Genomic DNA, 18,045 nt, shown 5'->3' with positions numbered 1-18,045 from the left:
TATAAAATTATAAAAATAAGTATGCAAGGGACCTTCTAGTTTTTTAGAAGAGCATGCTACTGAATAAATATTTAGAGTACCATTTGCCTTATTTTCCTGACCCCCCATCAGGAGAATATTGCAAATGATTAAATAGAAATACCATGAAAAAACCTACTATTTTAAAATTTGCTTTATTTGCTTTGATCTTTTTTCAAAGTATCATTTCCTATTCTCAAAATCTAAAACCCTTTACCTCAAGGTTTGATAAGAATTTGAAAGGAGACATGCTCCTAATTGGGAACAGTATCTTAAATAGAGATTTGAATAGAAATAATAATAGACCTAATGATGCTTATAATGATGGAGGCTATAATTCTGATTTCAGTATGCAATATATTGATATCGATAATGATAATACGACCTTTAGCTCTAGTAGTGCTAATTTAAAAATTCCGAATCCGGACTGTTATAAAATAGTTTATGCGGCATTGTATTGGGGGGCTATCTTACAAAGTGGAAACAGATCGACAATTAACAAGGTAAAGCTAAAAATGCCTACAGGGGGGTATAATGAAATTACGGGTGAGGTAATTTACGATGCAGATAAGACCCCAATTGGAGGGGATAATAACAAGCCCTATGCATGTTATGCAAATGTTACAGATTTAGTAGCCAATGCAGCTTTAAATCCTACTCCACAAGGAACATATACTGTTGCTAATGTACTTTCTAGTGTAGGAGGTAATAGTGGAACAGGATTATCAGCAGGTTGGTCACTTTATATTGTTTATGAAGATCCAAAATTACCTGCAAAAGCAATTACTTCATTTGATGGTTTTAGTGGTATTGGAGGAGCTACAACATTAGATATAAATGTTTCAGGATTTAGAACAATACCAGCTGGACCAGTACGTGTAAAGTTTGCTTTTTCTGCACTTGAAGGAGATTTACCAATCCCGGGTGATTACCTACGAATTAATAATACAACAATTAGTGCCTCAAATAGAGCTGGAACTACTATTAGAGCAGCAAATAATTTTTTCAATAGTAGTGTCACTTACATTGACCAAACGAATCCATTATCATTAACAAATGAGAATTTTCTTGATAGAAATCCTGCAAGTAAAAATACTCTGGGATATGACGCAGGTATCATAAGTATTAATAATGTTAATAATACTATTATTAACAATGGGGCAACATCAGCAGTTATTCGTTTAGGTAGTACACAAGACGTTTACTTTTATTATTTTAATGCTATTGCTGTAGATATTATTGAACCAAAAATCGTATTAACCAAAGAAGTATTAGATGCCGCAGGTAAAGATATTGGTAATACCCCTGTTGTTTTAGGACAGGAATTATACTACAAAATTGGTTTCCAGAATGTTGGAAATGATAATGCTGACAATTTTACGATTAGAGATGTTTTGCCAATCAACATTATATTCGATCCGGCAAATATTATAGTACCTAATGGTTCGAAGATTACTTATACATATAATGCCGCTACAAGAACAATTGTTTTTACAGTTCCAAAGAATTTGGTTGAGATTGATGACCCTCGTTATGAGATAAACTTAAAAGTAAAGGTTGTACCAACCTGTAATGATTTAAGTGATGTTTGTTCTAACTTAATTCAAAATCAAGCTTTCGGTACTTACAGAGGAGAGATTAATAAAACATTAATAACAGATGATCCTAGTTTGTCTTCTTTTAATAGTTGTTTTATAGGAACACCAACATCTACGAATTTTTTAGTTGGTGTTGATGCATGTATATATACGAAAGAATATCAATTATGTACAGCTAGTGTAAAGCTTACAGCAGCTAATGGATATAGTAGTTACTCATGGTCAACAAGCCCAACAGGAGTACCAGTTATTGGAACTACACAATCTATTACTGTTTCACAAATAGGAACGTATTACGTAGATAATTTTGCTGCAGCTCCTTGTAAAAGTATAAAACAAGTTGTGACCGTAACAGCATTTGGGTCTACAACAAAAAACCCTGTGATTCCTTTTGCAGATGAAGTTGTAATTTGTAAAAATAACGGAAAAGAATTACCTAAGATAATTTTATGTGGTGCCAATGCTACTCGATTAATTCGAACAGGAGTTACAGATGCAAATTCTATTGTTTGGGAAAAACTAGATGAAGCAAGTTGTAATCCAATGACTATGGCCGATTGTGCCAATGAAAGTGATACATGTACTTGGAAGCAAGTCGCCATTGGGCAGGATTACACAGCAAATGCAGAAGGACAATATCGAGTTGTTCTTAATTATGCAGGTGGGTGTTTTAGTCGATATTATTTCAATGTGTATCATAACTTGCTAAATCCTACCGCGAAAAGCACTGATATTATTTGTAAAACTAAAGGACAAATTGTTGTTGGAGGTGTTGGTAATGATTATGAATATAGTTTAAGTAAGGCAGGACCATATCAAGATAGTAATATTTTTGATATTAGTACTCCAAATACGTATACTGTATATATTAAACAAAAAGGGGTACTTACAAATCCTTGTATTTTTTCGGTTCCTGGAATCGATGTTAGAGATAGAGATTTTAAGGTAGATGTAAAAGTTAACAATCCATTATGTAATGGAGATTTAGGATCTATTAAAATAGCAGCCAAAAATGTAAGAGAACAATATTACTATAGTATTAGTGGTACTATGGTTAAAAGTATTGGTCCAATTGCCCAGAGTGATTATACTTTTGATAAGTTGGCTCCGGGAACATATACGATTAAAGTAACTACCGATGATGGGTGTTTATATACTGAAAATGTTAAAGTTGTAGAACCAGCAAAATTAACAGCAACGGCTTCACTAAACGTGCCTTTAACCGCTTGTAGTGAAGGAGAAATTTTAGTCTCTCCAGTTGGTGGTACAGCTCCATATTCTTATTTTGTAAATGGCTCAACAGAATTTCAGGATTATCCACAAATACCAGCTGCAACACCAGGTTTATATACAATAAAAGTTGTAGATTATAATAATTGCGAGACAACAGCAACAATAACTGTCGATGCATTACAAAAACCAACTCCTACTATTACCCCAAATACGATTACTTGTTATGGAGTTAATAATGGTGAAATCAGTATTACATTAAACCCAGCTAATTCTGGCTATACAGTTTCGTATAGTATTGATAATGGGATAACCTTTTCTACAAATCCTATTTTTTCTAATTTAGCTCCTGGTGATTATGATGTTGTTGTAAAATATACTTATCAAGGAGTAGATTGTCTTGATGCTTCAAAGGCTATTACAATCCAAGGACCAGCATTTGCTTTGACAGCATCTGCAGGAGTTGCAGAGTTATCTGGTTGCGGATTGCCTGGTCATGAAAATCAAGGTAAAGTAAGAATTACAAATGCTCAGGGAGGAGTGCCATTTGCTGCACCAAACTTATATAGGTATAGTTTTGATGGTGGAAATACTTGGATAACCTCTAATGAAGCTTATATGGAGCCTAGTTCAACTCCTTATACTTTATATATAAAAGATGCGGCGGGTTGTATTTACCCAATGACAGGAATCGTTTTAGATCCAAAACCAGCAGATCCGACAATTACAGTTTCAACACCTACATTTAATTGTGATGGTAATGCTACAACTACAGTTACGGTTACAAACCCTGCAGGAACTAATTATGAGTATGAGTATTATTTAAATAATGTTAAGAACCCAAATACAGCAGATCCAAAAGTATTTTTAAACGTACCACCATCTGCTCCAGGAAACCCACATATAATTAGTGTAAGATATAAACTGGTTTCTGCACCAACATTTAGTAATTTATTAAAAGAAGATTTTGGTTCTGGACCAGATGCTACTTCGCCAGGTATTAACCCAGCTTTTTGTTGGGAGCGACAAGTTGAAGCAACAAAATGTAATGGAAATAAGTTATTTGGTAACGGAGAATATACCGTTACTAGTTCTTTAAAAAATAACCCATATATTGGATGGCATAATCCTGTTGATCATACAACAGGTAGTGCTACAGGCAGATATTTAGCAGTTGATGCAGGTAATGCTATTCCAAATAATGCAGTTCTTTATAGAAAAGTTATTAAAGACATTGTACCAGATCAACCTATACAGGTTAGATTCTTTGCTACGAATTTATTAAAAATAGGAAATACTCAACCAGATGCATCTCTTACTGTAGAATTACAAAACAGCGCAGGAGTTCCATTATCATCACAATCTACTGGCGGTATTCCAAAAACTAATGGTTGGGTAGAATATAACAGAACAATTAATCCTGGAGCTAATACTACATTGGATTTTGTTTTGCGACTTGAAGTTTCTCAGATTGATGGGATTGATTTTGCTGTTGACGACATAGAGGTATACCAATTGCCAATATCATGTTTGTCAACTGTAGAATTCCCTGTTATTGTAGATCCAAATAAAAAATTTAAAGCAGATGTTACAAAACCAGTAAGTGTAAGTTGTAATGGTACAAAAGATGGATCAATAACAATTACTGCAGAAAATTTTGATGCTACTAAAGGATACCAGTATTCTATTGATAATGGAGTAACATGGGTAACTACCACAGTATCGCCACTTTTAGTTGGTGGTTTAGGAGCAGCTAAGTATAATGTTCAGGTACGTTATGATGAAGTTTCGGTTGGATGTACTTTCCCGTTTACTCCGGAAATAGGTGCACCAGCTATATTTGAAGTTAATGCAACAGCAACAATTGCTAAATGTTCAGAAGGAGCTACAGTTACTGCAACAGGAACTGGAGGAACTCCAGGGTACACATTTACACTTACCGATAAAGCAACACCTCCTAATGTAACTACTTTCCCAAGTAGTGGTATATTAAAAGATATTAAACCTGGGACCTATACAGTTTCGGGAGTTGACGCAAATGGCTGTTCGGATAATAAAGACACCGATTTAATTATCGCTGCTCCAGTAGCTCCAGTAGCTACTATCACACAAAACACAGGTTTATGTTTTGATAATACCAAAGCAACAATTACAGTTAGTATTATAGGTGGAGTAGCTCCATATAGCTATCAGGTTAAATATAATACAGGTACATTAAGTGGTAGTGTGCCAGTTACAGGTTCTTCATTTACATATGATGCAACTGCAACAGGTGATTATTCATTTTTAATTACAGATGCTTTTGGTTGTGCAGATGTAGCTGTGAGCCAAAAAATTAATCCAAAAATTACGGCAAAAGCACTTACGACTACTTCATTAACTTGTATTGCTCCGAAAGAAGCTAAGATAGAAGTAACAATTAGTGGTGGAACAAGTCCGTTTACTTATACAGTTAATGGTGATTTGACTAATGTTATTACAACACCAGGTCCAACATTTATATATACAACTACTATTGCGGGTACATATAAATTTGATATTACCGATAAAAATAAATGTACAACAACAGTAGATGGTGTTGTAGACGCAATTACAAGTCCAGAAGTTACAGCAACACCAACAAATCCAAAATGTAATGGAGATAGTAATGGTTCTGTGGTATTGGCAGGTTCATTGGGTTCTGGAGGATATGAGTATAGTTTTGACTTAAAGCCATTCAGTACACAAACTAATTATACAGGTTTAAAAGCGAATGTAGCTTACAAATACCAGGTTAAAGATGATAAAGGTTGTCTTTCGGACATAAAAGAAATTACTTTATCTCAACCTGATCTAATTGATGGTACGGCTGAGATATCTACGGCTTATACTTGTGATCATCCAGCGGTTATTACAGTTAAGACTGTTTCTGGCGGGACTCCTACATATACTTATACTTTGAATAAAGATGGTATAAAATTAGTAGGACCACAAGGATCGAAAGTATTTGATAATTTAACTCAAGGAGGAATCTATACAGTTACAATTACAGATGCAAATGCATGTTTTAAAACAATTCCAGTTGGGACAATTGTAAAATTAGACCCACCTACAGCAATGACCCTTACTCCTTCAGCACTTGAATGTCCGTCTAATAAAGTAAATGTTACAATTAGTGCCGTAATAGGAGGAACAGGAACAAAATCATACGCAATCACTGCTCCGGCAGCTGCAACATCAAATGTAACGGGAGCTTCGACGGGTATATTTTTAGGGTTAGCCCCTGGAACCTATACTTTTCAAGTAAAAGATGCTAATAATTGTACATTTGAAAAACCAATTACCATTGATGCATTGCCTGAAATTACAATAGCAGCTAAGGTAAATACAGATATACAATGTTTTGGAGATACTAAAGGTTCTGCAACATTTACTGTTTCCGGTTTAGGAAATGGTACACCATATTCTTATGTAATTGGTTCGGTAACAGGAACAGGAATATCTCCAGGAGCAGGTTCTTCTTTTAATATTAGTGTACCTGGATTAAGTGCCGGAACACATACTATAATTGTTACGAATACAACTACTAAGTGTGAAAAATCAGCAGATGTTACTATTGCTGGTCCTACAGCACTTTTAGAAATTACTCCAGCAGTTACTACGGGAGTTACTTGTTTGGATAAAGGAACAGCAGTAATCGAAGTTACAGGAGGTTGGGGAAGCTATATTTATACAGTTACACAAACTTTACCAGTTGCTGGTTTACCAATTGTACAAACAACAAAAACCTTTGCAGGTTTAGTTGCTGGTACTTATTCGGTATTAGTAAGTGATTTAAAAGGATGTCAGGTTAGTCAAACTTTTGTAATAGACGATATAGTACCAATTGACGCAGAGATTGATCTGGTAGCTTCAGATTTTTGTTACGGCGCTGCTGGAGCGACAATAAAAGTAACTCCAAATACACATGCTAATTATGTGTACAGTATTAACGGAATTAAACCTGCGCAAAATAATGGAACATTCACAGGATTAATCCCGGGAACTTATACGATTGTTGTTACAGATACAGCAACCGGATGTTATAAAGATCTAACTGTAAATACTACTATTGCTTCGCCATTAACAGCAACTATTGGATTGGATAAAGAGCTAGATTGTGATCCTACAAATCCTAATGCCATTATTAAGGTTAAAATAGAAAAAGGATATCCGAATTATAAATATAGAGTTAATACAACAGGAGCTGCTTTTGGTGGAGCTTACACGGATGTTGGAGCAGGCTTAACTACTTTTACATATACAACTAATACAGGTTCGGCTGCAGCGACTTATTATTTTGAAATTACAGATAGCAAAGGTTGTATAACAGTTGTTAAACAAGATATTGTTGCCAAAGTGTTGCCAACAGCATCAGCTACCCAAACAAATCCAGCTTGTTTTGGAGGGGCTACAGGATCTATAACAATTACAGGTAATTTAGGAGTAGGACCATATACTTATTATGTTTCTACCGATGATACTACTTTTACTTTAATGGGGTCTAATGTATATGCAAATGCAGGTGCAGGAACGTACTACTTTAAAGTTATTGATACTAAAAAATGTGAGTCTGCAAGCATAAAAGTAATCTTAGTTGATCCACCGGTATTGGTTGTATCAGCTGTGGCTACTAATTTAACGTGTGGTGCAAATAATATTTCGCAACCAGCACTTATTACAGTAACTGCATCAGGAGGAACTCCTATGACAGGTACAGATAAATATTGGTATAGTTATGACGGAGGAAGTACTTATATTAAAAGCAACACTTTCCCTGTTAGCACATCACAGACGGTAAGCATTATGGTAAAAGATGCAAATGATTGTACGAAGGCAACATCGGTAATAATTAAGCCTTTAACACCACCATCTCCTTTGACTTTTGTACAAAAGAGTCTTATTACTTGTAAAACTAATGAAGATGTTAGTGACCTTGAAGTTACTTTTACAGATGGTTTAGCACCATTTAAATATGAAATTACAGGACCTACACCAGTTGTAGCAGCGGGTATACTTACCAATACATATACATTCACTAATTTGGCACCGGGAACGTATTACTTTAAAGTAACGGATGCTAATAAATGTACAGTTACAGGTAATTTTGAGATTAAAAATGTTGTTCCAATACAAGTAACGGGACAAGTAAAAACTGCTGTGACTTGTAATACTGCCCTTGATGGTAAAATTGAATTTACTGTTTCTGGTAATACAGCAATAGCTTATAATTATGCATTGGTAGGTAGTGTTTCTGGAACAATTGCTGGTGGAGTAAAAACAGGAGATGTTATTCTTTATTCCGGGTTAAAAGGAGGAGAAACATACACGATAACTGTTACCAATACATCAACAGGTTGTAAGGCTTCGTTTGGTGTTGCATTAGATGAACCTACTACGATAACCTTTACAGATGTAACAGCGACTAAAGTGTTTTGTTCAAAAGTAGAAACTACAATTACTGTAGTGGCTGCCGGAGGAACAGCACCGTTGAGTTATGCTGTAGTTAAAAAAGGAACCACACCTGCATTGGGATCTTATACTACAAATACTGTTTTCACTAAAGACACTAGTTTAGATGGGTTATTTTATGATGTTTATGTAGTAGATAAAAATGGTTGTCCATCAATGAAGACTATTGAAGTAGTTAGAGATGCTGTTCCAACGATTGTTCCAATTACGACTCCATTATGTTATTCAGGAACTGCTATTACAGTGACTATTACAGGAACCGTTTACGACACAGACCTAGCGGCTATTAAGTTATATGGTATTGATGGCGTATATGATACTGATCCAATAAAAACAATTTCAGGGCCTGGTACTTATATACTAAGTATTAAAGATGCTAATGGTTGTGAAGCAAAAACTACAGTAATAGTTGGTAATCAATTATCAATTAGTGCAAGTTTAGATAAAGACATCACTTGTGCAATTATTCCGCCTTTTACAACGACTAATGCACAGATAACTGTGACTGCAAATGGCGGTAACGGAATTTATACCTATGCATATTCAGCAGATAATGGAGCAACTTGGACTGATTTTCCAGGTAATGTTTTTCAAACAGCAGCAACAGGAGATTATTATTTTAGAATTACTTCTAATGGTTGTTCTATAGAAACGAAAGTTTCTGTGAAGGTAACAACTCCAATTAATCCGAATATTACCAAGGTTGAAGCAACGGAGATTAAATGTGTTGGTGATGAAACTGCAGTACTTACAATTACATATGATAAAACATTAGGTCTGGCACCATATACTTTTAATGTTAAAAATAATACGACAGGAAAAGATTATGGTCCCTTAACGACAGGTTTGGCAGCGGGTAATTACACAATCACTATTACAGATGCTAAGGGTTGTACAGATTCAATGGATTTACCAATAGCAGCACCAAAACCAATAGTGATTTTACATCATGAACTTCCTATTAGTTGTGTCGATGATGGTTTAGGAAATGATAATAGTGTTATTTCTATGGGTTCGATCATAATTGATAAAATCACTGATGGTATAAGTACTGTTGGTGGAAGTGGTGGAAAAGGACCATATAATTATTTTGTAACCGGAGCAAATGGCTATAAAGAATCGGAATTAAATAATGACGGTACCACATCGGTAAGATTCAATGTTGTAGATTTTGGTTTGTACGAAATACGTGTTGTGGATGCAAATGGTTGTACACAAATCGTATCTAATGTATTAGTAGCTTCTATTGTTACCGATTTGGATATTGATATTAAAACTACTGCTAGTTGTGATCCAGCAATAGGAGGTACTGCTGTTGTGAAAGTTGGTTCTACTTTATCTGGTAATGGACCTTTCCATTTTGCTATTTATACAGGACCAGGAATGAAGTATCCAACTGTTGGTACTTGGCAAGATGAAACTATGCTTAAAGGAACTACTTTTACGCAGTTGTTGCCTGGAGTTACGTATACATTTGTTATTTATGATGAAGCAACTAAATGTTATCATTATCAAACAGCAGATAAGCCGATTCCAACAAATTCTACGCTACAAATTACAAAACCAGAAATCCAAAATGTTACTTGTAAGGGTAATGCTGATGGTAAAGTTTCTTTTGTAATATCTACTACATATGGTGTTGCTACTCCGGTTAAATACCAAATATTTAATGCTCAATCTCTAGTAGCAATTGGGCCAGAGGTGAGTGCGACAGTACCCGCAGCAGCTCCTTTTTTAACTGTAACTTCTTTTGGAGCATTACCTTTTGGTAATTATTTTATTTTGGTAAAAGAGGATGCAGGAGCAACCAATGCAGGTTGTAGTATTGCATCGTTACCATTTGATATTGTAGAATCAGGTTTTGCTTTAGAATTAACAGCATCAGTTACAAAAAATTCAAATACTTGTGTTACAAATGCGGGAATAATTACTGCGATTGCAAAATTTGGAACGGCAAATGCGACCACCCCTTATTTGTATCAGATTTTCCCAGATACCGGCGTTGTTGGTGTTCTGGATGGTACGGATCAAAAGTTAATTTTCCCTTATGATGCTGGTCATGTTGCATTTTCTGCAACATTTGATTTGGCATTACATAAATCGAACGTATTCCATAAGAGTGCAGGTAATTACATTGTTTATGTAAAAGATGCGTATGGTTGTATTAAGGAAGCATTTGTTACCTTAAAAAATGATGATGCGCCTACAGTTACTGCACCAGCAGCAATTTGTTTTAAAGATTTACCAGCTACTGTAACGGTAAGTGGTACAGTATTTACAGGTTCATCTATTACATATAGTATTGGAAAAGGGCTTCCGGCTGTAGCCGTTGCAGGTGCTTATCAAACTAATCCAGATTTCTTAATTGGAACTCCGGGAGTGTATACTTTCTTTGTAAAAGACGATAACAATTGTGTTGCAAAAGCACCATTTATAGTTAATGATCAAATTCTAACAGATTTAAAAGTAATAGAAGAGCTTAGTTGTAAAACGGATCCAAATGCTACAATCCATGGAATTGTTTCTGGAGGGTTAGGATCTGGATATACGTATCAAGTTAAAGTTGATGCTGGATCTTTTGGAGCCATTATACCAATTGTAGGTACTACTTTTGATTATTCGGCAGCTACTGCGGGCGTTTATACCTTCTTGATAACAGATGGAAAATGTCCGATTACCAAAGAAATTACTGTAAATGATAAAGTACCAACAGTATTTAACACTACTGTTGTTGATGTAAAATGTAACTCAGGTGCTACTGGAAGTATTGCAGTTAATGTAACTTCAGGTAGTGGTAAGTTTGAATATAAATTAGACGGTCCGGTTTCTTATCCATACCAAGATTCAAACATATTTGGATCATTAACGGCTGGTACAACATACATTGTTACCGTTAGAAATATAAAATTATGTGTGACTGCTAGTACTGCAATTACTGTTGGACAACCTGCGCCATTAGCATTAGTAACACCAGTTATTGTGCCATTAACATGTGGTGTTGGAAACGTTGCACAATCTGCTACAGTTACTATAGCTGCTACTGGAGGTAGTACACCATATCAATATAGTTTTAATAATGGTGACTTTGGTAATCAAACAGTTTATACGGTTGTTGATACGGGTCTTACGCAAGTAATTCCATATAGTATAATGGATAAATTTGGTTGTGTGGAGTCAGGTACTGTAACTATCGACAAATTGATTCCGCCAACAGCATTTGATCTTACGCAATTAACACCAATTACATGTGATGTTCAAAGAACTACAGTGACTATTACAAATGTAATAGGACGACCTGGAGCTACATATAGTTATGCTACCATTGCACCATCTCCGGTATTGGTTACCAATCTTACTGGTTCATTCCCTAATTTATTACCAGGGGATTATGTATTCCAGGTTACAGATATCGCTTATGGTTGTACTTATCAAGAAGAATATACCATAAAAGAGGTTGTTAACATTGCTGCTACAGTAGAGTCTACAACAGATATCTCTTGTTTAGGAACGCCAGATGGTAAAGCAACTTTATCGGTTTCAGGATTTGGCACAGGTGTAACATATACATATATTGTTAATGGAGGAACTCCTATAACAGGAACAGATACTGTAATTAATTTAATAAATTTGGCTGCAGGTCATTATATAGTAGATTTTAAAGATAATGTTACGGGATGTCCTGCAACAGCTACTTTTGATATAGATGCACCAGCACTCGCTTTAACAAGTTCTAATGTTGTTACGCCATTAGGTTGTACTACTACAGGAGCAGTTAAAATTACAGCAGTAGATGGTTGGGGTAGCTATAAATATACGTTAACATCGCCTACAGGAATAATTACAACGAATAATGACGGTATTTTTGAAGGACTTACAGAAGTGGGACTTTATAACACTAGCGTAAAAGATGCTAAAGGATGTATTAAAACTGATTCATTTAGTTTAACAGATCCGGTTAAGCCAGTAGCTACAATCGCTGCTACTTCGGATTATTGTTATGTAGGAACAAATACAACCACATTGGTTGTAACAGCAACTTCTGCTGCTCCACATGCAGTAACTCCTTTTATGTTTAGTATCAATAATGGACAAACTTGGCAAAATTCAGGTACATTCTCTGATTTGGCGCCTGGTGATTATAATGCAATGGTTAAGGATGCATTTGGTTGTATTTCGGTTGCAAGTGCAACAACAATCAAAGAACAGCTTTTTGCCAATGCAGTGAATAAAAAAGAACTTTCTTGCTTAGTTGGTAATACCAATGGATCAATACGTGTAACTCCTACAGGAGGTTATGCACCGTATACATATCAGGTTAAGATTGGTGCAGGAACATATTTTGCAATAGCAGCTACTACTGCAACCTATACCGATTATACCGTGTTGGCTTCAGGTAGTTACCGTTTCTTAGTAACAGATGCTAAAGGTTGTACTTATGAGACTGATGCAGTAGTTATGACGGCTCCTACACCAGTAGATTTTACAGTAGTATCGAAATCGCCTAATTGTCTTGCAACACCAGGAAATATTAGTAATGGAACCATTACAGTAACTATGGCTGCAAGTAACGACAATGGACCTTATACTTATGTGTTGGAGCAAGTACCTCCAGTTGCAGGGACAGAAATCACACAAGGTACAGGTCTTTTTACAGGTTTACCAGTTGGTAAGTACACAGTTACTGTTACTTCGGGTAGAGGATGTCCGGTTATGAAACCTATAGATATAGATGCTCCAGACGCAGTGATAGCAACTGCAGTAGCATCACCATTTGTTTGTGCTTCAGGAAACAATCCTAAGACTACAGTAGTGACTGTTACAGCTACAGGTGGAACAGGAACAGGATTTAAGTATAGTGAAGACAATGTAGAATACTTTGATTCAAATGTATTTGATGTTGATGCTACAACTGCAGAAAGTTTAACATTCTATGTAAAAGATAGTAATGAATGTGTCGCTTCGATAACGATTCCAATTGCTGCTTTCCCTAAGTTAATTGCTGCAACTGTTACTTATGGTCCTCTAATGGATTGTGATAACATGAAACAAGTTATGAATGTTGCAATTACTGGAGGAACTAACACGCCAAAAGAATTTACTTATCAAGCATATAAAAATGATGTAGCTTATGGTCCATTAACTACCGTTACAGGTAGAGACTTTACATTTGATGCACCAGATGCAGATAGTAATTATCAATTCGAAGTATTCGATAACAATACTACTTGTAGTATTAAATCCGTAATACAAATAGTTCCTGTATTCAACACTATTAAGGTAGTTGCAAACGCATCTGCTCCAGCAAAATGTTTTGGAGAAGCTAATGGAACTATTACTATTAATGTAACTGGATATACTGGAGATTATACTTATCAGGTTTTTAAAGGAGGAACACCATATCCTCTTGAAAATGCTAATACAGCTACTGGTCCAGTTATAATTACAGGATTACTTGCGGGAGATGATTATACGGTTGTTGTTAAAGCAACGGATTATCCTAAATGTTCGGTAACATCAAATGTGGTAGAAATAACACAACCAGATGTATTGGATTTAAATGGATTAGTAGTAAGTAATGTTAACCAAAATTGTAGAAATTTAGGTGCAGAACTTACAATTGATAGAACTGCTATTAAAGGAGGAACTCAAGAGTATAGCTATGGATTTGCACCTAAGGGTACTGATTATGCCGATGTAGTGTTTTCTTCTACAGACTACATTAAAACAATACCTACTACACACACTACTGCTCCTTTTGACGAGTGGGATGTATATGTAAAAGATGCAAATGGTTGTTATATCGTTAAAACAGTAACTATTAAGCTGGATCCGCTTCCTGCTTTAACCTTAGCAGAACCAGTTAGTCAATGTTTTGACCCATTAACAGAAACTTATACTATAAATGTTACGGCTTCTGGAGTTGGACCATTTGAATTTAGTTTAGATGGGCAAAGTTTTATAGCAGGTCCTTTAACTGTAAAATCTCAAGGTATTTATGATGTATATGTAAAAGATGCTAATGGATGTATTACTCCAGCGATAGGTGCATTTACAATTCTAGATCCATTAGGATTATCGGCAGAAATTTCGACTTATCCAACTTGTAATGGGAATCAAGGAGAAATAACCCTAACAGCTACTGGAGGAAATGTAACTCCAGCTACAGATTATCAATACAGTATTGATAGTGGAGCTTTTGGTACGGATAATGTATTTAAAAATCTTCTACCGGGAACTTATACTTTCACAGTAAAAGATATGGTTACAAATTGTACCAAAGATCTTGTAAAAGAAATCCTTCCAGCAACATTAGTAACAGGTATTACTTTAACACCTACTCACGTTTCTTGTAATGGAGGAGCAGATGGTACAATAGCAGTAGCTTTGGATGTAATTAACAACGATCAGCCTTATAAATTTAGTCTTGTAGGTGATAATGGTGTTACAAGATTGTCACAAAGTACACCGTTATTCAAAGATTTACCAGTAGGAATTTATACTGTAAAGGTTATTTCTGGAAGACTTTGTGAGGCTTTGGAGGTTATTGAAATAACGCAACCACTAATAATTACTGTACCAACTCCAACGCCTGTTCAATACGGTTGTACAGCTGGAACAAATACAGTGAACCATGCTACTATTACAGTAAGTGGTGTAACAGGTGGAACACCTACAGCTCTAGATGGATCTTATCCTATCTATGAATTTTTCAGAGATGGAGTCTCAGTTCAAAGAGGTCCTGAAACCCAATACAAAGAAGTAGATTTATTAGGAGGTACATATACTGTAAATGTTTATGATATTAATGGATGTATGGGATCTATAGGTTTACCTGTTAAGATTAATCCATATATCAGTTTAGATAAGATAGATATTGTTGTAACTGCACCTATTACTTGTCCTACTAAAGAGGAGATTATGATTACTGTAACTACAACTGGAGGAACACCAGCACTCTTAAAGTATACAGTTGTTAGTACAAATGGAATTCCTTATAACCAAACTAAAACAGTTAGCGGAAATCCAGTATTTACTGGATTAACAGTAGGTAATTACATTATTACAGTTTTAAATGAAGCCACAGGTTGTAGCATTCAAGATACACATTATGTGGCTGAGCCAAATACATTTGGATTAAAAGCAACCAATGCTGTAAGTGTTACTTGTTTTGATTCGGCAAATGGAAGTATTGATCTTACTATAACAGATAGTAAATCGGCACCAACAGACCTTTCAAATGGATTCAGTTATACAATTACGGGACCTACACCAAGCAGTGGTAATAGTCCAAATGCAGGACCGTTCCAAATTTCAGGCTTAAAAGCAGGAAATTATACAATTGTTGCTACCTTAATTGGTAAACCATTCTGTGATGTTAAATCTAATTTCACAATAGAAGGTCCAACAGCAGCTTTAGAAATCGATAAACTTACACATACAAAAATTACATGTGTAACTGGAAATAACGATGGATCTATTTCGGTTTCTGCCAAAGGTGGATGGTCTGGAAGTTATGAATACCAATTGGAGTTAAAAGCAACACCTGGTGTAGCAGTAGCTCCTTGGTCTTGGTCTACTACTTCAACTTTCACAGGTTTAACAGCTGGAGATTATGTAGTAGTAGTAAGAGATAGTGGTAACTGTAATGTTGCAGGTGAGGTTAAGTTATCAATTCCAACACCAATACAAGTTCTTGCTAGTGCTAATGTAATTTCAGTATCATGTAATGGAGATAAGAGTGGAGTTATAACAGTAAACCTTACCACAGGTGGTGTAGGAAGTAATTATACGTATACATTAAATACAGTTTCGGCTAATCCTGTTATTTCATCTGGACCAACAACGAATCCAGTTTTCTCTGGACTAGGAGCGGGAACATATACTATAACGGCTACAGATGGTTTCAGTTGTTTTGGAACTTCTCTAGAAATTGAGATTAAAGAACCTACTGTAGTTAAAGCTAGTGTGTCTGTTTCTAAAACACAAACATGTCTTACACAAACAGAACTTACTCTAAAAGCAGAAGGAGGAACAGGACCTTACACATATAGTACAGATCCAACTTTTACAGCTCCAATTACATTTGGAAATTTAACAGGAGGTTCAATTACGTTCCCAGTATCGGTTGGAAGACACCAATATTATGTTAAGGATGTAAACGGATGTGTAAGCTACATACCGGTAGAATTTAATAACGAACCATTAGAACCTTTAACAATAGATTTAGACTTAACGAATGCTATTATAAATTGTGCAGGAGATGCTACTGGTAGAATTATTGCAACAGCACAAGGAGGTTTAGGAAACTATGTGTACACATTAAGTGATGCTACAGGAAACCTTCAAGGTCCTAAAGCAGATGGTATCTTTACAGGATTGTTTGCAGGTACTACTTATAAAGTAAATGTAGATAGTGGCGATTGTCAGCAAGCTGTTGCAGGAATCATTATCACAGAACCAGATACACCATTAACAATTGTAGATTCCAAAGTAAGTCATGTTACTTGTAATGGAGAGAAAAATGGTAGAATTGAAATCATTGCTTCAGGAGGAACAGGAATTATCAAATACTCTATATCACCAAACTCAAATCAATTTGAGGATAAAAATGTGTTTGATAAATTAGCTCCGGGTAAATACCAAGTAATTGTTCAAGATGAATTGGGTTGTTTCCACAATTTACCTTTCGAGATTGTAGAACCAAGCATATTAACAGCTAGGGTTTTACAACCGATCATTCAAGAAGTTTGTGCAGATGATAAAGACGGTGCATTTAGTATTGAAGTTAAAGGAGGAAAATCGCCATATAGCTATAGCTTAGACAAACCTACAGGTACTTTCTTACAAGGATTAGCTGGAGAAGAGATCTTTAATTTTGAAAACCTTTCAGGAGGGAAACATATTGTTTACGTGAAAGATGCATCAGGTTGTACTTATGAAGTTGAGGTTATCATGGATGATCCAATTTTATTAGCGCCAAAAGCTGTAGTTAATTATGATTGTGTGAACAATGCAGCGGCTAATTTTGTTACTATTACAGTTGATAAGAGCAATACAAAACTTACCGATGTTGAGTATTCTCTTGATGGCGCAGCTTTCCAACCAAGTAATATTTTTACAAACGTAGCGCCAGGAAATCATATCATAAGAGCACAACACTTAAATGGTTGTATTCAGCCTACTGCAGAGTTTAAAATTGAGGATATTAAACCATTAACATTAACATTGACCGATGGCGGATTAAATGAAATTGTTGCTACAGCTACAGGTGGTGGTGGAGAATACCAATACGCATTAGACGGAGAAGCTTACGGCTCGGTTAATAAATTCATTATTTACAAATCAGGAACATATACTGTTACTGTAACAGATAAAAATGGATGTACAGCTACAGCTTCAAGATATTTCGAATATATCGATGTTTGTATTCCAAATCACTTTACTCCAAACGGAGATGGTGTCAACGATACTTGGGCTCCTGGATGTACTGTAAACTACAAAGATTTAACATTCGATATCTTTGATAGATACGGTCGTGTAATCTGCAAGTACAAGTTGGGTCAAAAATGGGACGGAAGATACAATGGTGCCGAGTTACCAACAGGTGATTACTGGTATGTATTGAAACTCAATGACAATAAAGATGACAGAGAGTTTGTTGGACATTTCACCCTTTACAGATAACTAATAAAGAAATAATTATGTTATC

General features: G+C 35.5%; 1 protein-coding gene. It reads left to right on the top strand.

The window, feature by feature from the left end; translation table 11 throughout:
- The first annotated feature begins 143 nt into the window (after window positions 1-143).
- The gene (locus tag OIU83_RS18495) at window positions 144-18,020 is read left to right on the top strand and encodes a T9SS type B sorting domain-containing protein (RefSeq protein WP_264207744.1); all 17,877 of its coding nucleotides are present in this window, start codon (window positions 144-146) and stop codon (window positions 18,018-18,020) included.
- Window positions 18,021-18,045 lie beyond the last annotated feature (25 nt).

The sequence above is a fragment of the Flavobacterium shii genome (assembly GCF_025847235.1).
Lineage (GTDB): Bacteria > Bacteroidota > Bacteroidia > Flavobacteriales > Flavobacteriaceae > Flavobacterium > Flavobacterium shii.
This window is presented reverse-complemented; position numbering and strand designations above follow the sequence as displayed.

Excerpts from the sequence above, each read along its gene's own strand:
- OIU83_RS18495 (WP_264207744.1), top strand. The coding sequence starts at position 144 with ATGAAAAAACCTACTATTTTAAAATTTGCTTTATTTGCTTTGATCTTT.